Genomic DNA, 25,260 nt, shown 5'->3' with positions numbered 1-25,260 from the left:
GGCATGCACCACTTCGACTCCGTGATCCTGGAACGCGTCGAACGCGTCAAGAACGACCGCGTGCGCCCACTGATCGACCGCACCGTGGGCCACCTGGAGGTCGCCGCCTGGCAGGTCCCGGGCGAGCCGGTCCCGCCCGCCGAGGCGGCGAAACAGCCCTACTGCCCCGTCCCGCTGCCACACCGCTGGGGAGCGGCGTGGAGCACCTGGTGGTTCCGGTTGACCGGTGAGGTGCCGGAGGGGGCCGCGGGCCGGAGGCTGCGCCTGTCGGTGGATCTGGGGTTCGCCGACGCCTGGCCCGGCAACCAGTGCGAGGGGTTGTTGTTCGACGCCGGGTTGCGGGTGTTGAAGGCCGTCAACTCCCGGAACCGTTCGACGGTGATCGCCGAGCGGGCCGAGGCGGGAGCGCCGTTGGAGTTCTTGGTGGAGGCCGCCGCCAACCCCGACCTGTTCGCGAACGGTTGCAAACCGACCGAGCTCGGCGACCACCTGACCGCCCCTCGGGATGCGCTCTACGAGCTGCGTTCGGCCGAGTTGCAGATCCGCGACGAACAGCTGTGGGGCCTGTTCCACGACCTCGACGTCGCCTGGGACCTGGCGCGTCACCTCCCGGAGAGGGGCACCCGCCGGGCGGTGATCGTCAAGGGCCTGGAACGTGCACTCGATGCGCTGGACCTGCACGACATACCCGGTTCGGCGGCGCGGGCCCGGGCGGCACTGGCCCCGGCGCTGGCCGCGCCCGCCGTCGCTTCCGCGTTGAACGTGACGGCCATCGGGCACGCCCACATCGACTCGGCCTGGCTGTGGCCCGTGCGCGAAACCGTCCGGAAGGTGGCCCGGACCTTCTCCAACGTGGTCGCGCTGGCCGACGAGTATCCCGATTTCCGTTTCACCGCGACCAGCGCCCAGCAATATGCCTGGCTCCAGGAACACCACCCGGAGGTGTTCGCCCGCGTGAGGGCCGCGGTCGAGGCCGGGCAGTGGTTCCCGTCGGGTGGCATGTGGGTGGAATCGGATGTGAACATGCCCGGCGGGGAGGCCCTGATCCGCCAGTTCACCTTCGGTACCCGCTACTTCCGGCGGGAGCTGGGGGTGCGCAGCCGCACCCTCTGGTTGCCGGACTCCTTCGGCTACCCGGCGAACCTGCCGCAGATCGCCGCCCAGTGCGGAATGACGGGGTTCCTCACCCAGAAGTTGTCGTGGAACCAGCACAACCAGCTGCCCCACTCCACCATGTGGTGGGAGGGTATCGACGGCACCCGTGTCCTCACGCACTTCCCGCCGGTCAACTGCTACGACTCGGAGCTGTCCGCCGAGGAGTACCTGAGGGCCGTCGACAACTACGCGGAGAAGGGGGTCGCCACGCACCAGGTGATCCCGTTCGGTTACGGCGACGGCGGGGGCGGCCCGACCGCCGAGATGGTGGAACGGGCCCGGCGCCTGGCCAACCTGGAGGGGGCGCCCCGGATGCGCATGGGCGACCCCGATTCGTTCTTCGATGCGGCGCGCGCCGAGTACGGGAGGGACGCCCCGGTTCACGTCGGGGAGCTCTACCTGGAGTTCCACCGCGGTATCTTCACCTCCCAGCTGGAGATGAAACAGGGCAACCGCCGCAGCGAACACGCCCTGCGCGAGACCGAGTTCCTGTGGACGCTGGCGCTGCTCGCGGGGGTTCCGCGGGATCGTTTCCCCGCCGCAGACCTGGAACGGCTGTGGCGGATGGTGCTGCTGAACCAGTTCCACGACATCCTGCCCGGCAGCTCCATCGCCTGGGTGCACCGGGTGGCGCGCGAGGAGTACGCACAGATCCTGGAAGAACTTCATGGCCTGTCCGATGCCGCCGTGGCGGCCCTGGGCGGGGGCGGTTCCGCGGTGCTCAACGCTCTCGACCACGAGGTGAGGTGGGTGCTGGAAACCGGCGACGGAACTCTCCGCCTGGTCGCGGCACCGCCGCTGGCCATCACCCCCCTGGCAGAGGTGCTGCGTGAACCCACGGCCCCGGCCGTCGCCCGCCGCGAAGGCGATTCGGTGGTGTTGGAGAACTCCCGGGTGCGGGTGGTCATCGATCCCGACGGGACCATCAGCGCAGTGACCGACCTGACGCGCCACCGGGAGGTGCTGCTGCCCGGGGCGGGGGGCGCGAGGCTGCGGGCCTTCGAGGACGTGCCGAACGCCTTCGATGCCTGGGACATCGAACGACACCACCTCAATCCCGGCAACGAACTTCCCGTGCCCGGGGCCGAGTCGGTGGAGATCGTATCCGCCCGGGGGCTGCGCGCCGAGGTGCGGATCACGCGGGTCCTGGGCGGCTCCCGGCTCGTCCAGACGATCTTCCTCGACGCCGACGCCCCGAGGCTGGATTTCGTCCTGGACGCCGACTGGCGGGAACGCGAAACCCTCCTGAAGGCGAGTTTCCCGCTTGCGGTGCGGGCCCGCGAACACGCCGCCGAGGTGCAGTTCGGGCACGTCAGGCGTCCCGTGCACGAGAACACCAGCTGGGACTATTCCCGGTTCGAGGTGCCGGCCGGACGCTGGTTGCTGGTGGACGAACCCGGCTACGGAATCGCCGTGGTCAACGATTCCAACCACGGCCACTCCGTCACCCCGCTGCGCACCGGCGCCTCGGGGCACGGGGGAATCGGCACCCGGGTGTCGCTGTCGCTGATGCGCGCCCCCGTCTTCCCGGACCCGCGGGCGGATCGTTCGCAACGCACGGTCCGGTTCTCGCTGCTGCTCGACGCCGACCCGGAGACCGCCACCCGCGCCGGGGAGGAGTTGAACCTGCCGCCCCGGTTGGTGGAGGCCCCCGCCGCCAGGCTGGCCACCCTCGACGTGCCGGGCGCCCACGTCGCGGCGGTGCTGCCCGCCGAGGACGGATCCGGTGACGTGATCATGCGTATCCACGAGGGAGCCGGGAAACCCATCTCGGGTGTGCTCCACCTGGCCTTCGACGCGACCCGGGTGTGGGAGGTCGACCCGCTGGAGGAGGACCTCACCGCCGAGCTGTGGCGGCCCCGCGTCGACGTGACCGCCACCCGGGAGGTCCCGATCGCCCTGACCGCGTTCACGATCCTGACGCTACGCATCACACCGGCTGGAGGAGAATCATGAAACTGCTGCTGATCGGCCTGGACGGGGTACGGATCGATGTCGCCGTGCCCTCGGTGATCCCCGGGAATCCGGCGTTCGCCGAACCCCACCACCCGGCCGACCCGCGATTCGCCGCGGAACCCGCGCCAGCGGACCGCCCCGAGATGCCACACGAAACCTCCCCCGCCGCACCGACGCTGGCCCGGCTCATCGCGGGCGGGGTGATCGCGCCGGTGTGGATGACCCCACCCACCGATTCCGGGCCGGGCTGGTCCAACCTGCTGACGGGCACCACCCACGAGCAGAACAACGTGTGGTGGAACGAGTTCGTCGGACACCGGCTGGCGGAATGCCCCGACGTGCTGTCCCGGATCTTCTTCGCCAACCCGAGGGCCCGCACCTACGCCGCAGCCACGTGGGAGGCGCTGCTCGGGAGCTTCGGCCCGGTGATCCAGCGCCGCATCGATCAGCAGCACACCGGGCAGCACAAGCTGTTCGTCCCCCGCGACTTCACCCGCGGCTGTATCAGCGCCGACGTCGAGGTGCGCAACCACGCCTGCCAGGTGCTCAACCACGAGGGCCCGGATGCAGCTTTCGTCTACTTCGAGGGGGTCGACGAGGCCGGGCACCGGCACGGCGCGGCCTCCCCCGGTTATCGCAGCGCCATCGGGGAGGCGGACGAACACGTCCGCGCACTGGTCAAGGCCGTCGCGGAACGCCACGAGGCGCTGGGGGAACGGTGGCTGGTGGCGGTGACCACCGACCACGGGCACAAACCGGAGGGCGGGCACGGTGAGGACGAGGTCGACGTGCGGCGCTCGTTCCTGATCCTGCACGCTTTCGGCGACCCGGTGGAGCTGCCGGACCGGCTCTTGGAGAACGGCCTGCCCAAGGCCCTGTACAGCCACGAGGTGACCCCGCTGCTGCTGGAACTGCTTGGCGTGACCGACGGTTCGTGGCGGCCGGAACACGAGGTGGGGCTCGCCGCCGACATCCCCTCGGCAGGCCCGACGAGGAACCCGGCCTTCGAGTGGTGACCTGGGGTGCGCCCGTCGGGGAACCGACACGGCACCCGCTGGTGTTGCCCGGATGGCTGCTCACCGAGGTCCGGGAGCAGGTCTCGGACGCGGCAGGCGAGGACCGCGCGGGCGAGATGACCGCCCGGCTGCTGGTCAACATCGCCACCACCACGATCGATCTGGGCGAGGATGGCGAGGAGACCTGGGTGATCACCGGCGACATCCCCGCCATGTGGTTGCGGGATTCCTGTCTGCAGCTGACCCCGCTGCTGCGCCTCGCCCCGCGTCACCCGGAACTGATCGGGGTGGCCGCCGGTCTGCTCCGGCGCCACTGGCGGATGATCCTGCTCGATCCCTACGCCAACGCCTTCAACCGGCGGCCGAACGGCAACCGCTGGGACGAGGACGTACCGCGGCAGGGGCCGTGGGTGTGGGAACGCAAGTGGGAACTCGACTCGCTGACCTTTCCCCTCCACCTGGCGCTCCGCCTGGCCGGGCTCGGTTGCCGAGACTGGCTGAACACCGACTTCCACGACGCCCTGGACGTCATCCTCACCGTCGCAGGCACCGAGCAGCAACATGAGACGCTGAGCCCCTACCGGTTCACCCGTCCCGGGGCGCCCGCCTCGGACACCCTGACACGCGCCGGGCGCGGCCCGGAGACCCGGGAGTGCGGGTTGGTCTTCCAGGCTTTCCGGCCCAGCGACGACGCCTGCCGGTTCGGCTTCAACATTCCCGGGAACGCCTTCTTCGCCAGCACCCTGCGCCGCCTGGCGCCTCTCCTGGAAGGCGACCGGCGCGCCCGGGCGGAACACCTGGCCGCCGGGATCGAGGAGGGCATCCGCTGTTTCGGGGTGATCGAGGACCCGGAACCCCACCTGGCCTACGAGGTGGACGGCATGGGTGGCCGGTTGTTCATGGACGACGCGAACCTGCCGTCGCTGCTCGGGCTGCCCTATCTGGGGGTGTTGGCGGCCGACGATCCCGTGTACCTGGCCACCCGCCGCAGGGTCCTGTCAACCGCGAATCCGTGTTTCGTCGACGGCACCCGGCTGCGCGGCGTCGGTTCCCCGCACACCCCACCCGGCCACGTCTGGCCGATCGCGGTCGCGGTCGCTGGCCTGACCGCGACCGGCCGGGCGGAGAAACTGGCCTGTCTGCGCATGCTGATGGACGGCACCGGAGGCACCGGGTGGATGCACGAAGGGGTCGACGCCGATGATCCGTCGCGTTTCACCCGCCCCTGGTTCTCCTGGGCGAACGCGATGTTCTGCGAGCTGGCGCTGGCGATCGCGTCCCTCCCAGGAGACGATTCCGGGGAACCAGTCAGTCGGCGACGGTGAAGGTGCTGTTCGCGTCGAACCCGGTGGCCTGCGACCATGCCGCGTGCTGTTCGATGGCCTCGGAACGCTGCTGCTGGAGTTTCTGGCCCGCGGCGAGCTGGATCACGTTCCGGTCGATCGCAATACGGGACCTGTGCTCCGGGGAACGGTACATGTAGGCGTTCTTCGCTTTGATGAACTGGTTACCGGTGATGGACAGTTCGATGGGCAGGTTCTCGGCGTAGGACAGCAGGTGCACGCCCCCTTCCTCCGGGTTGGGACGCACTTCCTGACCCCAGCTGCCGATGCCGGCGTCCTCGCAGTGGTTGTCGGTGAAGGAGCAATTGCGGACCCCGGCCTCCGCGCTGGTGGTATCGGCCCAGCTCTCGCCCTCGGGACCCGAAACCCAGATCTCGAAGGACTGGCTGCAGCGGGTGATGTAGTTCTTCCTGAAGTGCACGTTGCTGCTGCCGAGGCGAAGCACCGGTGCCTCCCCGCTGGTTCTCAGGACCTGATTTCCCTGGATGGTGGCCGCCACGTCGTAGACGTCGTGGATGATGTTGTCCTCCACCAGCACGTCGCTGCCACCGAGATACACCTCGACGCCATTGCCGTAACGGGTGGTTCCATAGAGGGTGCTGCCCCCGATGTGGCGGATACGGTTGCGGAGCACCTCCACATCGGTGACGTCGCGGACCTGGATGCCGTGTCCACCGCACCCGATGAGGTCGAGGTCCTTGATGGTCATGTTCGAGACGGCCTGGAAGATCCGTCCGTTCACGGCGATCCGCAGATCACCACGGGTGGACGGGTTTGCCTCGCTGCAGACGGTGAGCACCCTGCTCCCCTCATCAGCTTGGAACTCCAGGTCATTGCCCAGCTCGCCGACCGAGAACTTCTTCACCCCGTGGAATACGCCGTCGAGGAGAAGGAAACCGACGTTCGCGTCCTCCGTGGACGTGTTTCCGGTGTAATTTCCCTCGACCAGTTTGATCTGCCACCGGTTACCGCCGATGTTCTTCCAGGCCTCGGGTCTGTCGAGGACCTGGTATCCCATGATCCTGGGTTTCTCGCCGCTCCCGTAGGCGCCGAAGGTGATCCGCCCCTCACCCTGCAGACCCGACAGGTCGGTGAACTGCCCGTAGAAGGTCTGGCCGCACTTGAACAAGATGGTGTCCCCCCGGACGACCTGCCCGGCGTTGATGGCCGCGATGACCTTGTTGACGGACTGCCAGGGTGCGCTCTCGGATGTCCCCGAGGCCTTGTCGTCACCGTCCTCGGCAATGTAGTAGGTCGTTCCCGTGGCGGCGAAGGCGTCGTGGACACCCCCCAGGAGTGTCACTGCGGGAAGGGCTGCGACGGCCGTTGCGAGGACGGCGCGACGACTGATGGACATTCTATGCTCCGCTCAGTTGAAGAAAGATGCTGCCAACTTGCGACAGGGCCGCATATCGGCTAGTCAGAGCAAACTTATGGCCACCTTCTCGCGCCACAAAGTCGTCCGGATGGCCGACGGAAATTCCCGGAGCCGATCCCCTTCAGCGGGCTGTCCCGGATTTCACCGTCCCCACCCGCTCCCGGGCGCCGCTTCACTTCCCACACATGATGAGGAGCCCCGGAACCGTGTGGTCCCGGGGCTCCTCGCGTGAGTCAGCTCACTTGTCCTCTTCGTCTTCCTTCTTCTCCACCACGAGGGTTTCGGTGGTGAGCAGCAGGGAGGCGATGGATGCGGCGTTGGCCAGCGCGGAGCGGGTGACCTTCACCGGGTCGATGACGCCGGCCTCGATGAGGTTCTCGTAGGCACCGGTGCGGGCGTTGTAGCCGTGGCCCGGCTCCAGGTCAGCGACCTTGGAGGTGATGACGTAGCCCGCCTCGCCGCCGTTCTCGGCGATCCAGCGCAGCGGCTCCACCACCGACTTGCGGACGATGGCCACACCGACGCGCTCGTCGCCGGCCAGGCCCAGGTCGCCGTCGAGCACCTTGGCGGCGTGGATGAGGGCCGAGCCGCCACCGGCGACGATGCCCTCCTCGATGGCCGCGCGGGTGGCCGAGACGGCGTCCTCGATGCGGTGCTTCTTCTCCTTCAGCTCCACCTCGGTGGCGGCACCGACCTTGATGACGCACACGCCACCGGCGAGTTTCGCGACCCGCTCCTGGAGCTTCTCGCGATCCCAGTCGGAATCGGTGCGCTCGATCTCGGCGCGCAGCTGGGCGACGCGGCCCGCAACCTCGGACTGCTCACCAGCGCCGTCGACGATGGTGGTGTTGTCCTTGGTGACGACGATGCGACGGGCGCGGCCGAGGACCTCAAGGCCGACCTGGTCCAGTTTGAGACCCACCTCGGGGGCGACGACCTGGCCGCCGGTGAGGATGGCGATGTCCTCGAGCATGGCCTTGCGGCGGTCACCGAAGGCGGGGGCCTTGACGGCCACGGAGGTGAAGGTGCCACGGATCTTGTTGACGACCAGCGTGGACAGGGCCTCACCGTCGACGTCCTCCGCCACCACGAACAGGGTGCCCTTGGCGGCGATGACCTTCTCCAGCAGCGGGAGCAGGTCGTTCATGGAGGAGATCTTGCCGGAGTTGATGAGGATGTAGGGATCCTCCAGGACGGCCTCCATGCGGTCGGCGTCCGTGACGAAGTAGGGCGACAGGTAGCCCTTGTCGAACTGCATGCCCTCGGTGAACTCCAGCTCGGTGCCGAAGGTCTGGGACTCGTCGACGGTGATGACACCGTCCTTGCCGACCTTGTCGAAGGCCTCGGCGATCAGCTCACCGATCTGCTCGTCGCGCGAGGAGATGGTGGCAACGTTGGCCATGTCGGCGGTGGTGTCGACGGAACGGGAGTTCTCGTGGAGCCGCTCGACGACGGCCTCAACGGCCTTGTCGATGCCGCGCTTCAACCCGACGGGATTGGCCCCGGAGGCCACGGCGCGCAGGCCCTCGTGAACCAGCGCCTGGGCCAGCACCGTGGCGGTGGTGGTGCCGTCGCCGGCGACGTCGTTGGTCTTGGTGGCGACCTCCTTGGCGAGCTGGGCGCCGAGATCCTCGTAGGGATCCTCGAGCTCGACCTCCTTGGCGACGGTCACGCCGTCGTTGGTGATGGTGGGGGCGCCCCATTTCTTGTCGAGCACGACGTAGCGGCCCTTGGGGCCGAGGGTCACCTTGACGGTGTTGGCGAGGGTGTCGACGCCGCGCTCAAGCGAACGCCGCGCCTCCTCGTTGAACTGCAGAGTCTTTGCCATGGGTCACGCCTCGATTCAGCGGGAGACGACGGCGAGGATGTCGCGGGCGTTGAGCAGCAGGTACTCGGAGCCGTCGTACTTGACCTCGGTGCCCCCGTACTTGCTGAAGATGACGACATCGCCCTCGGCGACGTCGAGCGGGACGCGGTTGCCCTTGTCGTCGATGCGGCCGGGACCGGTGGCCACGACGCGGCCCTCCTGCGGCTTCTCCTTGGCGGTGTCGGGGATGACCAGCCCGGAAGCGGTGGTCTGCTCGGCCTCGAGCGGCTGGACGAGGACGCGGTCCTCGAGCGGCTTGATCGTGGTTGCCACGACAAACCCCTTTCTGTAGTTGTCCGGCGAGAGCCGGATTCAGTTCGGTGTCCGGTCCGGGCGTCGTCGCGGGTGCCACCCGGGTTGGCACCCGGGCCTACCGAGTGCCAGAAAAAGGCTATACCCCCGTTAGCACTCAATCAAGCCGAGTGCCAAGAAAGTGTCGGATCCTAACACCTCACAGCGGGACCGCCTCCTCCAGCACCCGCTGCCTGAGGCCAGGGCGCAGCGTGCTTTCAGGAACCAGATCCACTTCGGCGTCCACGAGCTCGGCGATGCGCGCATCCAGACACCCAGGAGCGGACAGTCCCAGCGGCCGCCTCATCTCGAAAAGCAGGTCAGCCCACCCGTTCGACCACGCAGGCCCGGGCTCCGTCGACGGTCCGGGCCAGCAGCAGGGTCGCCGACCCGTCGCCCCTCGGCTTCAGCTGTCTCCGCAGGGCGGCGGGATCGACGTCGATGGCTCGGCGTTTGATCTCCAAGCTCCCGACCCTGTGGGTCTTCACCCAGCGTTTGAGGATGGGCAGGTCGTAGTCGAGGACCTCGAGAACCCGGAAGTCGGTCACGAAGGGACTGGCGATCGGGGCATCGGAGGTTACGTAGGCGACCCCCGGGGCCAGGAGTCGGGCGGCGGGGGCGGCTTCCGCGACGAGCCCCGCCCGGATCACCGCGTTGTCCGGTTCGTGGATCCAGTCCCCCAGCGACCCCACCGGCAGCGGATCTGCCCCGGACCTCAGGGTGTGCACCATACCGCTGTGCATCACGACGGCTCGGGGCCCGGCTTCCAGGAAGTTCCACAGCGATGCCTCGACGACGTCACCGTCCACCGAGACCCACGCCGCCGCCACATGCTCCGGGATGAGTTCCTTCGGCAGGCCCGGGCCGAGCTTGACCGCGGTGCGCCAATCGCCGCGCAGATGGTTCTCCACCAGGGACCAGGGCGGGGTGAACTGGTTCACGTCCCAGGTGCGCCCCCGGGTGGTGCGGCGGGCGGGGTCGAGGAAGATTCCCGCCCCGGGCGGCACCTCGACGTCCTCGGCGCGCCCCTCGACGACCCTGGCATCCAGTTCGCGGAGGTTTGCCGTCGCGAAGGCGGCGGTCGTCGGGTCGGCCTCGACGGCATGCACCCTCAGCCCTGCCTGGGCGAAGGCCATCGCATCCACCCCCAGGCCGCAGCCCAGGTCCCACAGCTCAGTGACCCCGGCCTCCTTGAACAGGGCGGCCCGCCACTGGGCCACCACCCAGCGGGTCGTCTGCTCCAGACCGTCGGGGGTGAAGAACATCCGGTCCGCCATCGGCAGCTTTCCCCGGGCCCGTCGCCTCAGGGCCACCTGGGTCAGGGCGGCGGCGGCCAGCTCCGGCGGGAAACGCCGCCGCATCCGCTCGGCGGCACCGAGCGAATCCGGATCGGCCTCCGCGGCCGCCATCTCCAGGGCCAGGGCGCCGTCGTCGCTCAGAATGTCCACGAGTGCAGCCTAGAGGCTCCCCACCCGAAGCCGGTTGAACCGGCCTGCGAGCGCACCCTCCCCAAAGTTGGTTGAGCCGGCCTGCGAGCGTCAGCGAGCAGGCCGTGTCGAAACCACCCGGTTCGCGGAAAGCCTGTCGGTCGGTGCTCATCCGCGAGCCTCCTAGAATCTCCGCATGACCCGAATCGACGTGTGGTTGTGGAGCGTCCGGCTTTTCAAGACCCGTTCGCTGGCGACGAAGGCCGTCTCCGGAGGGCACGTCCGGCTCAACGGCGACCCCGTCAAACCGGCGCACGCGGTCAGGCCCGGGGATCGCGTCACCGTGAAGGAGCCCGGCTGGACGCGGGAGTTCGAGGTGGTGGAGTTGCTGAACAAACGCGTCGGCGCTCCCATCGCGCGGAAGGCCTACGTGGACCACTCCCCCGAACGTCCAGCGTTCCTCAACGTCCCGGTGGCCAAACGCGACCGGGGCGCCGGTCGCCCGACGAAGAAGGACCGCAGGGCCATCGACAAGCTGATGGGCTCGGGGGGCTGAGGGTCTCCCCCGAGCCGACCGGCCCGGACCGGGAAACCCCTACTGATCCAGTTCGCGGGTGTCGAGTTCCACGACCTCGTCGCCCAGCGCCTTCAGCAGGCGATGACGTTCCTCGCGGCGCCTGCGCTGCTCGATCGGGTCCGGGACGGGCGCGGCCGCCAGGAGACGCTTGGTGTACTCCTCCTGCGGATCGAGCAGCACCTGCTGCCGGGCTCCCTTCTCGACGATCTTTCCGTGCTGCATCACGACGACCCGGTGGGCGAGGGAGTCGATCACGGCCAGGTCGTGGCTGATGAACAGGCACGCGAAGCCGAAGTCGCGCTGCAGGTCGGTCAGCATTCCCAGCACCTGGGCCTGCACCGAGACGTCGAGGGCCGAGGTGGGCTCGTCAGCGACCAGCAGGTCCGGGCCCAGTGAAAGCGCGCGGGCGATCGAGACGCGCTGCCGCTGACCGCCGGACAGCTCGTGCGGGTAGCGGTTGAAGGCGCTCCTCGGGAGCTCGACGGCCTCCAGCAGCTCGTAGACCCGCTTCTGCCGCGACGCCTTGTTGCCGATCCTGTGCACCTCCAGGGGTTCGGAGATCACGTCGCCGATGGGCAGCCGCGGGTTGAGGGATGCGGCAGGGTCCTGGAAGATCACCCCGACGCGGCGCCGCAGACCCTTCAGGCCCTTGCCCCGCGAGGCTCTCCTGCGACCGTGTCCCTTGACCAGTTCCTGGCCGAGCACCTTCACGTTTCCCCCGGCCGACGGGATCAACCCCAGCAGGGCCCGGCCGATGGTCGACTTGCCGGAACCCGACTCGCCCACCAGGCCGACGATCTCGCCGCGTTTCACGTCGAAGGTGACGCCGTCGACGGCCCGGAACGGTCTGCGGCCCGCGCGTTTGTACTCCACCACCAGTTCGTTGACCTCAAGGGCCGATTCGGCATCCTCGGCCACGTCGTGCGGGGCGGAGCCGAACTGGCCGTGCCCCGACCCGAGGTGGGGAACCGCGGCCAGCAGTTTCTTCGTGTAGGGGTGCTGCGGCTTGAGCAGCACCTCCTCCACGGTGCCGCGCTCGACGATGTTGCCCTTGAACATCACCGCGACCCGGTCCGCCATGTCAGCCACCACACCCATGTTGTGGGTGATGAGCAGGATTCCGGTGTTCAGCTTGTCCTTCAGCGACCGCAGCAGGTCCAGGATGTCGGCCTGCACGGTGACGTCGAGGGCCGTGGTGGGTTCGTCGGCGATGATCACCTCGGGATCGCAGGCCAGCGCCATGGCGATCACCACGCGCTGCCGCATGCCGCCCGACAGCTCGTGGGGGTACTGCTTGACGCGCCGCTCCGCGTTCGGGATGCCGACGGCGTTGAGCAGGTCGATGGCCTTCTGCCACGCCTCCGCGCCGTGGGCGACGTTGTGCACCTCCATTGACTCGGTGAGTTGTTCACCGATCTTGATGACCGGGTTGAGGGCGGTCATCGGTTCCTGGAAGACCATGGCCACACGGTTGCCGCGCAGGCCACGCAGCTGCCGCGGGCTGAGTTTCGAGATGGCCTTGTCGGCCACCATCGTTTCTCCCGTGATACGGGCGGTCTTCGGCAGCAGCCCGAGGGCCGTGGTCGCGGTGACCGACTTGCCGGAACCGGATTCACCCACCAGGGCGACCACCTCGCCGGGCTTGACCGCCAGGGTGACGCCCTTGACTGCGTGGACCCGCCCGAACTCGGTACGGAAGTTGACATCCAGTTCCTTGAACTGGAGCACCGACTCGGTTTCCTGGGTGGGGGGGATTGTCTCGTTCACTTCAGTGCTCATTTGTTTCTTTCCCCTCAATCCATCTGCTGCCGCGGGTCGAAGGCGTCACGCAGACCGTCGCCGATGAAGTTGACGCACAGGGCGATGGTCAGGATGAACAGGCCCGGCCACCAGAACAGCCAGGGCCGGGTGTCCATGGCCTCCTGGTTCTGGGAGATCAGCAGACCCAGCGACGACTCCGGGGCCCGCACACCGAATCCCAGGTAGGACAGCGCGGTCTCCAGCAGAATCGCCGAGGCGATCAGCAGCGTCGAGTTCACCACGATGGTGCCGATGCAGTTCGGCAGGATGTGCCGGAAGATGATGCGCCAGTCGGATGTGCCGATGGCCTTGGCGGCGTGCACGAACTCGCGTTCGCGCAGCGATAGCACCTCGCCGCGCACCAGGCGCGCCATGCCGGTCCACACCACGACACCCAGCACCCCGGCGAGGACGTAGATGTTGGCCCCGTCGACCATGCGTCCCAGCACCGCGGCCAGCACCAGCAGCGGAATGATGATCACCAGGTCGGTGGCCCGCATCAGGATGGACTCGATGCGGCCCCGGAAATAACCGGCCGCACCGCCGATGAGGGTTCCGATCACGGTGGCGATCAGACCGACCATGAAGGCGATGATCACGGATTTCTGGGTGCCCTGCATCACCAGGGCGAAGTAGTCCTTGCCGATGGTGTTCTGCCCGAAGGGATGCTCGCCCAGGGTGAACGGCCAGAACCGCAAGGTGGGTTCTCCGTTGGGGCTGCCCTGGGGGAAGGGGTAGAGGTCGACGTGGTTCTTCGGCCACCATCCCGGCAGGGAACCCACACCCATGGAGGTGAAGGCCAGCAGGATCACCAGGATCAGGATGGCGCTGGCGACCATCGCTCCCTTGTGGTGCAGGAAGCGGCGCCACACCAGCGAGCCCTGCGAATAGGACTTACCACCCGCTTTGTCGAGGTCCTCGTCGAGGTCGTAGTTGGCCGTTTCCGGGGCGTTCTGCTCCGGGGTGGTCTGCTCGGACGTGGTCTGATCGGACATTTTTTCCTCGGATTCTTTGGCGCTCATCGGGAGATCCTCGGGTCGAGGAAGGCATAGGCGAGGTCGGCCAGCATGTTCATCACCACGGCGGCCGTTCCGGTGACCAGGAAGAAGCCCATCACCCGCATCGGGTCGGCTGCCTGCAGGCCCTCCTTGAACAGGGTGCCCATGCCCTGCCAGGCGAAGACCGTCTCCGTGATGACGGCGCCGCCGATGAGGTTGGCGAAGTCGAAGGCCACGATGGTGGCGAGCGGGATCAGGGCATTGCGCAGCGCGTGCCGGGTGATGACCTTGCGTTCGGAAACGCCCTTGGAACGCGCGGTGCGGATGTAGTCCTGGTTCAGGACCTCCAGCATCGAGGCCCGCGTGTAACGGGTGTAAGAGGCGATCGATATCAGGGTCAGGGCGATGGTGGGCAGCAGCAGGTGGGTGAGGCCGTCGATCGTCTCACCCCACCACGTGGTTTCCAGGTTCGGCGTGGACGCCCCGATGGTCGAGATCGGGCGACTCACCTTGGCCAGGTAGGCCGCCCAGTTGCTGAGCAGGAGATCAATCAACGCCGCCAGGGATGCGAGCAGCCCCGTGATCGCCGAGGCGAAACTGGCCTGGCGCTTGGAGAAACCTCCCAACAGTTGGCCCGCCACGATCCCGACCACGATGGCGACGGCCAGCAGGCCGAGCAGCAGCGGAATGGAGGGAGTCTTCATCAGGACCCCACGCAGCACGGAATAGCCGACGATGCTCACCAGGGCGGTGGCTCCCACCGAGTTGCGCACCTTCTTGTTCTCGAAACCGCTGGTGAGCACGATCATCAGGGCACCGATGCCGATCACCAACAGGATGTAGACCGGGATGCCGACCGCGGGGCGGCGGAACCAGCGCACCGCGTCGAAGTAGACCATGATTCCGGCGAAGCTCACGGCCAGGATCCCGAAGGTGATCAGGCGCCGCTTCCACGCACCGCCGACGATCGCTGCGATGATGAAGGCCAGCACCAGGGCTGTGACCACTATCGCCAACGGCGTGAAGCGAGCCTTCTCTATCCAGTTGTTGAACTCGATGGCGGCGTACTGCTTCAGCAGCACCGCGAACCAGAACACCGGGAGGGAGAAGAACACGAAGGCCATCATCGTGATGGCGTAGTCGAATCCGCTGTACTGCCGGATCGCGGTCAGGATACCCAGGGTGACACCGGTGACGATGGCCAGGCAGGTGGCCAGGATCACCAACCGGACCGAGACCCCGGCCGCCGAGGCGATCAGGGCGTTGACGGATTGACCGTTCGACGCGGTGCCGAGGTCGCACTGCCCGTACAGGCACTTGGCGGCTCCTCCGAGCCAGTTCAGGTAGCGCTCGTACCAGGGTTTGTCGAGCCCCAGCAGGAGCGTGCGCTGACGAATCAGGTTGTCCCTGTTGGGCGAGTTCGATTCACGCAGGTCCGCCAGCGGGTCGCCGGCGTTGATCACCAGGATGAACATCAACAAGGAGCCCAGCAGGAGAACCAACAACGAGATTCCCAAGCGTTTGGCAATGTACTTGATCACGAGAGTTCCTTTTCAGGAGGCTGCCGGGCCAACGCCTGGCTGACCCATAGCGCCAGATAATAGAGCACTTCCGGGCAACCCCGCTCAGGTCGCGGTCCAGGTTTTGGGACACTCAGTCCCGCTTCAACGGCCGAGGGGGTGGATGGCCGCGGCCATCCACCCCCTCGGTTCAGGTTCGGGGCAGATCAGTTCTGCATCAGCGCATCTGCCACTGGAAGGCGTTCCAGGACACCGTGGACTGGGTCGCGGTGACCCTCACGTTGCGCACCTTGGAGTTCCACGCCACCACCCCGGGGTGGGAGTAGAGCGGGATGTTGAACATCGTGTCCCAGAGCTCCTTCTCAATGACCGTGACCTGTTCCACCTGCTCCTTGGCATCGAGGGTGCTGGTCAGCTTGTTCCAGGCCTCGTCGACCTTTTCGTTGGAGTACTGGCCGTAGTTCTGGGGCCTGCCGGTGGCCTGGATGTTCTGACCGGTGGTGATGAGACCGGAACCGGCCCAGGCGTACAGCGCGACCTCGTAGTCGCCCTTCACGATCGCGTTCTCGAAGAAGTCCTGGGCGGCTGCGTCCACAATCTCGAAACCGGCGTCCTTGCAGGAGGACTGGATGGCCGCGACGGTTTCCGTGCGCCGCTGGTTGCCGGCCTTGTAGCCGATGCGGACCTTGATCGGGGTCTGGATGCCGCTCTCCGCGACCAGCTGCTTGGCCTTCTCGATGTCGACCTGGTCGAAGCGACCGTCGTAGGTCTTGGAGGTGACCTCCTGGTAGTTCTTCTGGAAGGGCAGGACCTCGCGGGCGTTCATCAGCTGCGCGTCCTCCTTGATCGGCTTGATGAGCCGGTCGAGGATGGTCTGGCGCGGCACGCAGTAGGCGAAGGCCTCACGCAGCTTCTTGCCGCCCTGGGCGTCGGAGAAGACGTTGGTGTCGCGGAAGTTGAAGTCCAGGTGCTCCCAGGTCATCTCCGAGGTGGTCGCCACCTGGACGGAGGAACCGATCCCCTGCAACCGTTTGACGGTGTCGACGGTGGCCTGCGGGCGAATCACATCCAGGTCGCCGTTCTGCAGCGACTGGGACATCTGGTTGTCGGCCACGTAGGAGAACACCAGGTTCTTGGTTCCGGCCGGGGTACCCCAGTAGTTCGGGTTCGCCTCGAGGGTGAGGGTGGTGTCCTTCCAGCCACCCTGCTTCAGCTGGTAGCGGTTCGAGGACGGGATGAGGGAGGCATCGGGAAGCTGACCGGGCTGGAAGATCCATCCCTCGTTCCAGAACTTGGCCGCCTTTTTAACGGTCTCCACGTCACGGTTCAGGATGGCATTGGCCAGGGCGTCGGGCTCCAGCCCGGACTGCTTGGCCACGATGTGCGCCGGAAGGGGGCCGGACAGGGCCGCCTTGTAGTCCGGGTACTGCCCCTTGAACTTGATGGTGAACGTCTTGGAACCCACCTCACCCTGCGGTCCCTCGGGGACATGCTCGGAGAAGGTCGTGGAGACGTGGTTGAACACGGCTTCCGCGTCCTTGTTCTGACCGTTCGCCAGGCCCGGTACGAGGAACTCGGGGTTCTGGGCCGCCCAGTCCAGCAGGTAGTCGTTGATGGTGATCGGGGTGCCGTCGGACCACTTCGCGTTGTCGGCGATGGTGTACTTCACCTCGAGCGGATCCTGGCTCACCACCTCGGATGTGCCGAATTCCTTGTCCTCGCAGACGGTGCCGTCGGTTCCGAAGTACCAGAAATTGCCGAACATCTGGTCGGCGACCACCAAGTTGTAGGTGGAGTAGGTGGCGTTGGTTACGTTGTTGTACCCGCTCCAGTTGCCGGGACCGGGGCTGTAGACCACCTGGCCGTCGGCGGTTTCCTTGATGCCCGCGTCGCGAATGCAGGGGTCACCGCCTCCGACGACGGTCTCGGCTGCTCCGGGGGCGCTGTTCTCGGCATCGGGATCCTCGCCGCTGGTGCAGGCGCCGAGCATCAGTGCTCCGCTCACCAGCACAGCCAGGGCCGCCTTGGTTCCCCTGAACTTCATGTTTTCTCCTTGTCGTGAGCCGACACCTGGTCCCACCATGGGACCAGTTGGCATCGGACCTTAGTAGTAGCCGAAGCCGCTGAAAACCCCGGGGTGCAGTTGTGAGACGGATTGTTACCTATCTGATACGTGGGAGCTCCCGTCAGACCACGATCCGATTGACGGGCAGCCCAGTCAGCGCGGAGAAGTCCAGCGACGACGGGGGCAGTCCCGCGCGCACGGCCGTCAACCCGACGGCGGCGATCATCGCTCCGTTGTCGGTGCACAACCCCGGTCTCGGGCGCCGCACCGCGACACCCTCGTCGGCGGCCCGTTCCTCCAGCAGCCCACGCAGCCGCGAGTTGGCGGCCACTCCCCCACCGAGCAGGATCGTCCCCACACCGATCTCCCGGGCGGCGTCGAGGGTCTTGGCCACCAGCACGTCGGCGACGGCCTCCTGGAAGCTGGCGCACACGTCACCCACGGGAACCTCCCGGCCCTCCAACCGGGCGGTCTCCACCCAGCGCGCCACCGCCGTCTTCAAACCGGAGAAGGAGAAATCGAAGCGGTGCTTCTCGAGGTCGTGGCGCGCCGTCAGGCCACGCGGGAAACGAATGGCCGCGGGGTCACCGCCGGCCGCGGCGCGGTCGATGACGGGACCGCCCGGATAGGGCAGGCCGAGCAGCCGCGCCACCTTGTCGTAAGCCTCACCCGCGGCGTCGTCGATGGTGGAGCCCAGTTCCTTGATGTCACGGGCCAGGTCGCGGACGTGCAGCAGGGAGGTGTGGCCTCCGGAGACCAGCAGGGCCAGGGCGGGCATCGGGAGGGGACCGTGGTCGAGGAGGTCGACGGCAATGTGCCCGACGAGGTGGTTCACCCCGTACAGCGGTTTGCCGAGGTACGCGGCGAGGGCCTTGGCGGCCGAGATTCCCACCAGCAGCGCCCCCATCAGGCCGGGCCCCGCGGTGACGGCGATGGCGTCGACCTCGGTCAGGTCCACATCGGCCGCGGCGACGGCGCGTTGCAGGGTGGGGACGAAGGCCGACAGGTGCGCCCGGGATGCGATCTCCGGCACCACTCCCCCGAAACGCACGTGGAGGTCGACGGAGCTTGCGACCTCGTTGGCCAGCAGCTGATCGCCACGGATGATGCCGACGCCCGTTTCGTCGCAGGAGGACTCGATTCCCAGGATCAGCGGTTCGCTCATTGACTCTCCTCCACCTTCATCCTCTTCTCCATGACCACGGCGTCGACGCCCCGCCCGTAGTAGTTCCCGCGCCGGTTCACCGGGACGAATCCGTTCGCGGCGTAAAATTCGATGGCCGCGATGTTGTCGGAGGCCACCTCCAGCAGCACGTTTCCGGACCGCTTTCCCAAGGCCCAGGCGATCCCGCGCCCCAGCAGTCTTCCCGCGATGCCCCGGCGGCGGTGCTCCCCCGCGACGACGATCCGGTCCAGGTCGGCGGTGTCGCCCGCGTGACGCCAGGACGCACAGGCGATCACTCCATCGACCGCAGTCTCGGCCACCTCCACGAGGCGGCCGTCAGCGCCGATCTCCTCCAGCCAGGAGGCCTCCGACCAGCGTTGCCGCGCCGGGAAAACCTGTTCCAGCCGGGCCAGCGCGGGGGCGTCGGCGGGCACGGCGGTGCGGATGATCATCGGGGTGCCCTGATGCGGGGCAGCGCCGACTTGCGGGTCCTAGGCACCGCGGCATCCGCGGCCCGCAGGTAGAAGGGTTCCCCGTCGACGGCCGGCAGATCGGCCCAGCGTGCCGCCAGCACCGCCGCGTCCAAGAAACGCGGCCCGGCCGGGTCGTCGAGGACCGGGCCGGCCGCGGGCAGGTCCGGGATGGCCCCGGGGGCGCTCACCCGGGGTTCGCCGACGCGGATCCCGTCGCGGTAGAGCGCCCAGTAGAACTCCTTGCGCCGGGCGTCGGAGACCACCACGAACTCGTCCGGCGCGTCCTGCCACTGGGCGGCGATCACGTCGAGGGAACACACCCCGTGCAGGGCTCTGCCCGCCACCGCGGCCAAGGTGCGGGCGGTCACGATCCCGACTCGCAACCCCGTGAACGGTCCCGGTCCCATGCCGACGGCGTAGGCCTCGATCCCGGTCATGGCAATCCCGGCCGAGGCGCACAGACGCTGGATCAGCGGGGTCAGGGTCTCGCCGTGGGCGCGGGTGTCGGCCACCACCTCGGATGCGACGGGCTCCCCGTCGCGGGCAAGACCGACGGCCACGTGGTGGGAGGTGTCGATCCCCAATATCCAGGTCATGGGTTCCTCCTCAAGGATTCCAGGGCACCGGCCCAGCGGGGCCCGGTGCCGGTCAGGGTCACACGCCGGGCCTCGTCACCGACCTCTCGGTCGATGTCGATCTCCAACCGATCGTCGGAGAGCCACTCGGCGATCCCCTCACCCCATTCGACGAGGGTCACCGCCCCGGGCAGCGTGGCGTCGAGGTCGATGTCGGCCAGCTCGTCGGCGCCGGCCATGCGGTAGGCGTCCACGTGCACCAGGTCCGGGCCGTCGCCGCGGGAGGGGTGGATGCGCGAGAGCACGAAGGTGGGTGAGATCACGGGACCCTCGACGTCGAGTCCCTCCCCGATGCCCCGGGCCAGGGTGGTCTTGCCGGCCCCGAGCTCCCCGGTGGCGATGATCACGTCGCCCGCGCGGAGCAGACCCGCCAGCTCCACACCCAGCGAGTGCATCGCACCCGGGGTGGGGACGGTGACGGCCACGGGCAGGTCGCGGCCGAGCACGATCCCGGAGACGTTCTCCCGGAGCGGAGCGAAACCGTGTTTCCCCCACCAGCCCGCGAGCTCGGGGAACTCGCGGCGGCACAGCACCTCGACCCGTTTCAGACCCGCGTCCACCGCGAGCGAGACGGCCCCGCCGATCATGGCCTTCGCGATCCCCCGCCGGATCTCGGTGGGCAGCACGGAGACCCGGCGCAGCGTGGCGGCCTCCCCGTCGTGGGCGACCAGCAGACAGCCGACCATGCGGTCGCCGTCGAGGGCGCACACCCCCCAGCCCTCGGCCAGGGCACGCTCCACATCGGCGAGGGTGTCGGAAAGGGCCTCGGCGGGCGGGTCGACGGGGCGGCGAGCGGCGAAAGCGGTCCGGCTGACGCGCAGCATCCCGGGGGCGTCTGCTGCGGTGGCCAGCCGCACCTGGATGGTCTCGGTCATGGCGGGCAGATTCTAACCCCGCTCCCCCCGGTGGCCGCGATCCCGGCGATCGCCACGCCGCCAGGGACCGCGACCACGACCTCCGCCGGGACGGCGCCGCTGCTGGGGCCTGGGGGCGATCAACGCCTGGTAGTCGGTCTCCGTAACGGGAGCACCCAGGCAGGGACGGGCACCCGTGAGCGCAGCGAGTTCGTCGCTGCCCGCGGTCACCTCGACCGGTTCGGTCCTGACCCCGGCCTGACCCACGATCCGGCGCATCTGTTTGCGCTGGTGTGGCAGGACGATGCTGACCACGGCCCCCTCCTCGCCGGCGCGGGCGGTGCGTCCGGCGCGGTGGAGGTAGTCCTTGTTGGTCTTGGGCGGATCCACCTGGAGCACCAGGGAGATGTCGTCGACGTGGATGCCGCGAGCGGCGACGTCGGTGGCGACCAGCACGGGCACCTCTCCGCGCTTGAAGGCCGCGAGGATGCGGGCGCGGGCGCCCTGGGTGAGGCCTCCGTGCAGTGCCCCGGCCATCACCCCGGCCTCGCGCAGCTGCCTCGCGATGCGGTCGGTTCCCATCTGGGTGCGGGCGAAGACCACGGTCCTGCCCTCCCGGTTCGCGATCTCGGCCGTGACCTGGTTCTTGTGGTGCGGGACCACGTGCAGCACGTGATGGGTCATGGTGGTCACCGACGCCTTGCCGGAGTCCACCTCATGGGTGACCGGATCGGCGAGGTAGCGCCTGACCAGTTCGTCCACCGCGCCGTCGAGGGTGGCGGAGAACAGGAGCCGTTGCCCGTCCGCGGGAACGGCGTCGAGGATGGTGGTGACGGCCGGGAGGAACCCGAGATCGCTCATGTGGTCGGCCTCGTCGAGAACCACCACCTCCACCCGGCTGAGGTCGGCCACCCCCTGCTCCAGGAGGTCGATCAGCCTGCCGGGCGTGGCCACCGCCACGTCCACGCCGCGTTCGAAGGCCTTGATCTGGGGGCCGTAGGCCATGCCGCCCGCCACCAGGTGCAAGCGGAGTCCCATCACGGTTGCCAGCGGGGACAGGTTGTCGGCGATCTGCAGGGCCAGCTCGCGGGTGGGGGTCAGTATCACTGCGCGCGGGGTGCCGGTGGGCTCGTCAACGGCCAGGCGGGTCAGCAGCGGCAACCCGAATGCCAGGGTCTTGCCGGAGCCGGTGCGGCCACGGCCGAGCACGTCGCGACCGGCGATGGCGTCGGCGATGGTGGCTCGCTGGATCGGGAACGGCTCCGTGATGCCCTGCTTCTTCAGGGCCGCCACCATGGGGGTGGCCACGCCGAGTTCGGCGAAACCGGAGCTCGCGTCGTCACTGGTGACCTCCACCTCGACGGTGGCGGCCTCCCAGCTCATCTGATCCTGCTCGACGGGATCGAAATCACGGGATTCCCGGAAGTGGCCGCGTCCCTCCCCGGATCGGTGGTCGTAGTGGCCGCGACGCTCGCGGTCGCGACGGCCGTACGGATGCTCCTGGCGGTCCCGCCGGGAGCCGCGGAAACCCCTCGGACGGTCGTCGCGACGGAAGTCCCGGTCGAAGTCGCGGTCTCGGCGCCTCCGGTCCTGCCTGCCGTCACGGTCGTCACGGCGATGTTCACCGTCGCGGCCACGGAAATCGTCACGGCGACGCGCGAACCGGTCTTCCCGGTCTCCGCCCCACCCCCGTGAATCGTCCCGGTCCTCACGCCACCCGTAACGCGAACGGGAACCTCCCCACCGCTGCTCGGACCCGCGGTCATCACGCCAACCGCGGTCATCACGGCGACCGCGATCCCTGTCGCGGTTCCCCTCACGACCGAAACCACGGTCCTCGTACCCCGGGCCGCGGTCGTCACGACCCCGGGCGCGATCGTCCCGGTCGAAACGACCGGAGCGTGCCTCCGGGTTGCGCACCCCACCCGAGCGGCGGGGTTTGTGGCCGCGGGCGGCGCGCTCGGCGGCGCTCCAGCGTTTCTTGGGGGTGCCGTCCGACTTGAACGACTTGGGTTTCTTCCTGGGCATGGCCATGGCAGGTCCTGTTCACGGTGCTCGTCTCGGGCCCGGCGGATGATCCCGCGGGCAGCGGCGCGTCTCGTCACATACGAAAAGATCCGGAACACAAGACGGCCGTTGGCGCGCTCGGCGCGAAGCTGACAGCCGGGAAATCCGGCGTCGGGGAACCGGAGATGGGTCAGCGACATTCCCCGGGGAAGCCTTTGCGGCTAGCGCGTCATCTTATCCCAAAACCCCAGAGGCGGCAATTACGCGGGGCGTCGCGCACGAAGGACCCGGCAGGACGGGGTCCCGGTAAACGCCCGGCGCGGTTTCCCGGTTGCAAGCAGGCCCTCCGACCAGCCCCCGAGCGGATCCGGACCCGCTCAGTTTTCACGTTTTCGGTGAAGCATCACCATGGCCCACAAGATCTCCTGTCACGAGATTCTCCGCACGTCACTCACACACCAACCGTTTCATCTTCGCCCCGGAGACAAAGAAACTTTTTGGCGAGCACATCGGAGACCCGATATGATAAGAACTATACTTATCATATTGGCTAGGCTGACCTTAATTTAGATCAGTAGCATGAGGAGCTCTGGCACGGCTCCCGGCGGGGAGTGGTTCCGAGTCCGATGCCCTGGCGGCCGTCGCCGAGGATCTGCGGAACCGGGAACCCTGTTTCCGTATCGAGGTCGAGGCGTGGAACGGGGACGAATGCACCCGGCTCGGAGTCGCAACCACGGATTGCTACGACCTGACGGCTCGGATACTGGCGCAGGCGGCGGAGCTCGCGGTTGCAGGCACCCCCGGAGCGTTGTTCGCCTCCGGTATCGGGGTCTCCCCGGAGACCTGGCTGACCGGACTGCTGGGAGCGGCCGAGATCACCTGGGACGAGGAGGGAGAGCTGTGAACAGCAAACCACGCGCCGTGGTGGTGGGGGGTGGCTTCGGAAGGAACTATGCGAGGGCCCTCGCACATCCCGGTTCTCCGGTGGAGCTGGCGGCGATCGTCGGCCGGGGCGGTCCCCGCAGCACCGCCCTGGCCCAGGAACTCGGGGTCCCGGTCTGGTCCTCCGCGGAGTTGGAGAACCAGCCCCTCGACCTGGCCGTGGTGGCCGTGCGTTCCGCAATCATCGGAGGCATGGGGGAATCGATCTCGGCATCGTTGTTGTCGCGGGGGGTAGCGGTCATTCAGGAACTGCCAATACACTCGACTTCCGTGATCGAGCTGCTTCGGCAAGCACGACGGGGAACAACAGTGTTCCACCCGAGCGCTTTCTACGATCGCCTCGCCACCACACGCAGGTTCACCAGCCACGCGATCGATCTGCGGAAGCGAGTCGGTTTCGAGAACGTACGGGTGCGAACCTGCTGCCAGACCCTGCACGACGCCCTGCTGGTCCTGTCCGGATTCATGGCGGGACCTCCTCCGAGAGATGCCCGGGTAACCAATCGTCGCGGTCACGCCCGTGTCGACCTCGACTGGGCGGGGGTCCCCGTCGACATCCAGGTCGGGAACCGGATGGACACCCGAGATCCTGACGCCCATTCCCAGCCGCTCATGGCGTTCGTCGTCTCGACATCGGAGGGAGAACTGGAGTTGGGGCACGTGCACGGGCTCACCGTGTTCATGCCGATGGTGCCCTCCACCACCGATGGCCTGGATCCTGATGCGCCCGTCGCAGTGGTCCACGGTGAGGAACTGCTCACCGGACAGCTCCTCGGGAAGCTGTGGCCGGAGGCCATTCATTCAACCGTCAAGGAACTGCTGGCGGGAAAGCAGAGTTTCGGTCAGCGGGAATTGGCGACGCTGAAGTTGTGGGAGAAGATCTCACCTCAGCTGGCATCACCTCTCAGGATCGGGTCGGACGAAACCGCCTCGGGGAATCTCCCATGAGTTTGCTCCAGAACCTCAGCCGTGGGGACGCGGCCACCACCCGCGCGGTAGTGGTGTTCCCGCACGCGGGTGGCTGCCCCCGGTTCTACCGGCACTGGGCCGACGAGTTCCCGGAACACCGGATCATCGGTGTGATGTACGCGGGCCGGGAACAACGTCTGCAGGTTCCGCTTCCTGACAGCGTCACGGAGATCGCCCGGGAAGCGGCTCACGCACTGGCCCCACGGGCGGAGGAACTGACTTTTTTCGGCCACTCCTTCGGCGCCCTGGTGGCCTATCAGACGGCGGTGGAGCTGGCCCGTTTGGGACGGCCACCCGGGCTGTTGGTGATCTCGGGTCATGACGCCCCCCTGACCGGTCCACCACCCGATGTGGGATATCTCACCGAGAACTACGTGCTGAGGGATTTGATACGGCTGGATCCCCGGAACCGTGAGGTGTTCAGCGACCCCTGGCTGAGGGAAATCTACCTGCCCGCCATCTGCAACGACTACCGGCTGGCCAATCGTTACCGCAGATTCACCGGGAATCCTCTCCTGCCCAGGATCGCCGTCGTCAACGGTTCCGAGGACGGGGAGGTCACCGAGCGGGGTTCCATGGCGTGGTGTGAACTCACCCACCGGTTCTCCGGAGTGACACGGGTTCCCGGCGGTCATTTCCACCTGGCCGCGCCGAACGTGGCCTGCGCCCATGTCGTACGCGACATGATCGACGGGTCTCGAGAATGCACCGATCCACAACTGGTACATGCCGTCGCCCCTGCGAGTTCAGGTGACGGATGCACCAACACGGTGCCGTCGACGGTCGACGGCACCGCAACCAAAACCACGAAGGAGCCACGAG

19 protein-coding genes and 1 pseudogene are annotated in these 25,260 nt (G+C 67.8%); 6 read left to right on the top strand and 14 right to left on the bottom strand.

All coding sequences use genetic code 11. The features are described from left to right. Positions 1-3 precede the first annotated feature (3 nt). From ACO6D6_RS09505 to ACO6D6_RS09495, 3 genes are read left to right on the top strand one after another with little or no spacing between them, the layout of a single operon-like run. A complete protein-coding gene (locus ACO6D6_RS09505; RefSeq protein WP_484785020.1) occupies positions 4-3,111 on the top strand; it encodes an alpha-mannosidase in 3,108 nt (1,035 codons plus the stop codon). Further along, positions 3,108-4,127, top strand: coding sequence for an alkaline phosphatase family protein (locus tag ACO6D6_RS09500; RefSeq protein WP_484785019.1), 1,020 nt, complete (start codon positions 3,108-3,110; stop codon positions 4,125-4,127). Before ACO6D6_RS09505 ends, ACO6D6_RS09500 begins: the two co-directional genes overlap by 4 nt. Next, the gene (locus ACO6D6_RS09495) at positions 4,121-5,452 is read left to right on the top strand and encodes a glycoside hydrolase family 125 protein (RefSeq protein WP_484785018.1); all 1,332 of its coding nucleotides are present in this window, start codon (positions 4,121-4,123) and stop codon (positions 5,450-5,452) included. The genes ACO6D6_RS09500 and ACO6D6_RS09495 overlap by 7 nt, the downstream gene beginning before the upstream one ends. On the opposite strand, the gene ACO6D6_RS09490 is transcribed toward ACO6D6_RS09495, so the two are convergent. The 5 genes from ACO6D6_RS09490 to ACO6D6_RS09470 form a co-directional block, all read right to left on the bottom strand. Further along, positions 5,436-6,827 carry a right-handed parallel beta-helix repeat-containing protein gene (locus ACO6D6_RS09490; protein ID WP_484785017.1) on the bottom strand — a complete coding sequence of 464 codons (1,392 nt, stop codon included), beginning with the start codon at positions 6,825-6,827 and terminating at the stop codon, positions 5,436-5,438. The genes ACO6D6_RS09495 and ACO6D6_RS09490 overlap by 17 nt on opposite strands. 259 nt (positions 6,828-7,086) lie before the next feature. Continuing rightward, positions 7,087-8,676: a chaperonin GroEL gene (gene groL / locus ACO6D6_RS09485; RefSeq protein ID WP_484785016.1), complete on the bottom strand. Its 1,590-nt coding sequence runs from the start codon at positions 8,674-8,676 to the stop codon at positions 7,087-7,089. A gap of 15 nt (positions 8,677-8,691) precedes the next feature. Next, positions 8,692-8,988 (bottom strand): co-chaperone GroES, encoded by a 297-nt coding sequence (groES, locus tag ACO6D6_RS09480; RefSeq protein WP_014847141.1) that lies wholly within the window; start codon positions 8,986-8,988, stop codon positions 8,692-8,694. A 178-nt stretch (positions 8,989-9,166) separates the two neighbouring features. Further along, positions 9,167-9,313, bottom strand: coding sequence for a hypothetical protein (locus tag ACO6D6_RS09475; RefSeq protein WP_484785015.1), 147 nt, complete (start codon positions 9,311-9,313; stop codon positions 9,167-9,169). A gap of 13 nt (positions 9,314-9,326) precedes the next feature. Beyond that, positions 9,327-10,454 carry a class I SAM-dependent methyltransferase gene (locus ACO6D6_RS09470; RefSeq protein ID WP_484785014.1) on the bottom strand — a complete coding sequence of 376 codons (1,128 nt, stop codon included), beginning with the start codon at positions 10,452-10,454 and terminating at the stop codon, positions 9,327-9,329. 175 nt (positions 10,455-10,629) lie between these two features. Here ACO6D6_RS09470 and ACO6D6_RS09465 point away from each other — a divergent pair, with 175 nt between their 5' ends. Further along, positions 10,630-10,989, top strand: coding sequence for an RNA-binding S4 domain-containing protein (locus ACO6D6_RS09465; protein ID WP_484785013.1), 360 nt, complete (start codon positions 10,630-10,632; stop codon positions 10,987-10,989). A gap of 39 nt (positions 10,990-11,028) precedes the next feature. Here the strand turns inward: ACO6D6_RS09465 and ACO6D6_RS09460 are convergent, their stop codons facing one another. From ACO6D6_RS09460 to ACO6D6_RS09420, 9 genes are all read right to left on the bottom strand, one after another. Further along, positions 11,029-12,789 carry an ABC transporter ATP-binding protein gene (locus tag ACO6D6_RS09460; protein ID WP_484785012.1) on the bottom strand — a complete coding sequence of 587 codons (1,761 nt, stop codon included), beginning with the start codon at positions 12,787-12,789 and terminating at the stop codon, positions 11,029-11,031. A gap of 14 nt (positions 12,790-12,803) precedes the next feature. Then, complete coding sequence (locus tag ACO6D6_RS09455) at positions 12,804-13,832, bottom strand: ABC transporter permease (RefSeq protein ID WP_484785011.1); 1,029 nt, start codon at positions 13,830-13,832, stop codon at positions 12,804-12,806. Then, complete coding sequence (locus tag ACO6D6_RS09450; protein WP_484785010.1) at positions 13,829-15,349, bottom strand: ABC transporter permease; 1,521 nt, start codon at positions 15,347-15,349, stop codon at positions 13,829-13,831. Before ACO6D6_RS09450 ends, ACO6D6_RS09455 begins: the two co-directional genes overlap by 4 nt. 196 nt (positions 15,350-15,545) lie before the next feature. Further along, positions 15,546-17,372, bottom strand: a complete 1,827-nt coding sequence (locus tag ACO6D6_RS09445) for an ABC transporter substrate-binding protein (RefSeq protein WP_484785009.1) — start codon at positions 17,370-17,372, stop codon at positions 15,546-15,548. 142 nt (positions 17,373-17,514) lie between these two features. After that, positions 17,515-18,558 carry a tRNA (adenosine(37)-N6)-threonylcarbamoyltransferase complex transferase subunit TsaD gene (gene tsaD, locus ACO6D6_RS09440; RefSeq protein WP_484785008.1) on the bottom strand — a complete coding sequence of 348 codons (1,044 nt, stop codon included), beginning with the start codon at positions 18,556-18,558 and terminating at the stop codon, positions 17,515-17,517. Beyond that, the gene (locus tag ACO6D6_RS09435; protein ID WP_484785007.1) at positions 18,555-19,010 is read right to left on the bottom strand and encodes a GNAT family N-acetyltransferase; all 456 of its coding nucleotides are present in this window, start codon (positions 19,008-19,010) and stop codon (positions 18,555-18,557) included. Before ACO6D6_RS09435 ends, tsaD begins: the two co-directional genes overlap by 4 nt. Beyond that, a complete protein-coding gene (gene tsaB / locus ACO6D6_RS09430; RefSeq protein ID WP_484785006.1) occupies positions 19,007-19,627 on the bottom strand; it encodes a tRNA (adenosine(37)-N6)-threonylcarbamoyltransferase complex dimerization subunit type 1 TsaB in 621 nt (206 codons plus the stop codon). The genes ACO6D6_RS09435 and tsaB overlap by 4 nt, the downstream gene beginning before the upstream one ends. Continuing rightward, complete coding sequence (gene tsaE / locus ACO6D6_RS09425; protein WP_484785005.1) at positions 19,624-20,541, bottom strand: tRNA (adenosine(37)-N6)-threonylcarbamoyltransferase complex ATPase subunit type 1 TsaE; 918 nt, start codon at positions 20,539-20,541, stop codon at positions 19,624-19,626. Before tsaE ends, tsaB begins: the two co-directional genes overlap by 4 nt. 12 nt (positions 20,542-20,553) lie before the next feature. Beyond that, positions 20,554-21,903 carry a DEAD/DEAH box helicase gene (locus ACO6D6_RS09420; protein ID WP_484785138.1) on the bottom strand — a complete coding sequence of 450 codons (1,350 nt, stop codon included), beginning with the start codon at positions 21,901-21,903 and terminating at the stop codon, positions 20,554-20,556. 1,524 nt (positions 21,904-23,427) lie between these two features. On the opposite strand from ACO6D6_RS09420, the gene ACO6D6_RS09415 reads away from it, so the two are divergent. Both ACO6D6_RS09415 and ACO6D6_RS09410 read left to right on the top strand, forming a co-directional pair. Next, complete coding sequence (locus ACO6D6_RS09415; protein ID WP_484785004.1) at positions 23,428-24,417, top strand: Gfo/Idh/MocA family oxidoreductase; 990 nt, start codon at positions 23,428-23,430, stop codon at positions 24,415-24,417. Beyond that, positions 24,414-25,079, top strand: a pseudogene (locus tag ACO6D6_RS09410) (thioesterase II family protein); the annotation flags it as partial. The gene ACO6D6_RS09415 and the pseudogene ACO6D6_RS09410, both read left to right, overlap by 4 nt. Positions 25,080-25,260 lie beyond the last annotated feature (181 nt).

The sequence above is a fragment of the Arachnia sp. genome, from assembly GCF_057238465.1.
Note: the sequence above shows the minus strand (reverse complement) of the source record. Positions and strands in the feature narration are given on the sequence as shown.

Bases quoted from the DNA above. Each gene is read 5' to 3' on its own strand.
- ACO6D6_RS09505 (WP_484785020.1), top strand. From the start codon at position 4: ATGCACCACTTCGACTCCGTGATCCTGGAACGCGTCGAACGCGTCAAG.
- ACO6D6_RS09500 (WP_484785019.1), top strand. From the start codon at position 3,108: ATGAAACTGCTGCTGATCGGCCTGGACGGGGTACGGATCGATGTCGCC.
- ACO6D6_RS09490 (WP_484785017.1), bottom strand. From the start codon at position 6,827: ATGTCCATCAGTCGTCGCGCCGTCCTCGCAACGGCCGTCGCAGCCCTT.
- groL (WP_484785016.1), bottom strand. From the start codon at position 8,676: ATGGCAAAGACTCTGCAGTTCAACGAGGAGGCGCGGCGTTCGCTTGAG.
- ACO6D6_RS09475 (WP_484785015.1), bottom strand. From the start codon at position 9,313: ATGAGGCGGCCGCTGGGACTGTCCGCTCCTGGGTGTCTGGATGCGCGC.
- ACO6D6_RS09465 (WP_484785013.1), top strand. From the start codon at position 10,630: ATGACCCGAATCGACGTGTGGTTGTGGAGCGTCCGGCTTTTCAAGACC.
- ACO6D6_RS09460 (WP_484785012.1), bottom strand. From the start codon at position 12,789: ATGAGCACTGAAGTGAACGAGACAATCCCCCCCACCCAGGAAACCGAG.
- ACO6D6_RS09455 (WP_484785011.1), bottom strand. From the start codon at position 13,832: ATGAGCGCCAAAGAATCCGAGGAAAAAATGTCCGATCAGACCACGTCC.
- ACO6D6_RS09445 (WP_484785009.1), bottom strand. From the start codon at position 17,372: ATGAAGTTCAGGGGAACCAAGGCGGCCCTGGCTGTGCTGGTGAGCGGA.
- tsaD (WP_484785008.1), bottom strand. From the start codon at position 18,558: ATGAGCGAACCGCTGATCCTGGGAATCGAGTCCTCCTGCGACGAAACG.
- ACO6D6_RS09435 (WP_484785007.1), bottom strand. From the start codon at position 19,010: ATGATCATCCGCACCGCCGTGCCCGCCGACGCCCCCGCGCTGGCCCGG.
- tsaB (WP_484785006.1), bottom strand. From the start codon at position 19,627: ATGACCTGGATATTGGGGATCGACACCTCCCACCACGTGGCCGTCGGT.
- tsaE (WP_484785005.1), bottom strand. From the start codon at position 20,541: ATGACCGAGACCATCCAGGTGCGGCTGGCCACCGCAGCAGACGCCCCC.
- ACO6D6_RS09420 (WP_484785138.1), bottom strand. From the start codon at position 21,903: ATGAGCTGGGAGGCCGCCACCGTCGAGGTGGAGGTCACCAGTGACGAC.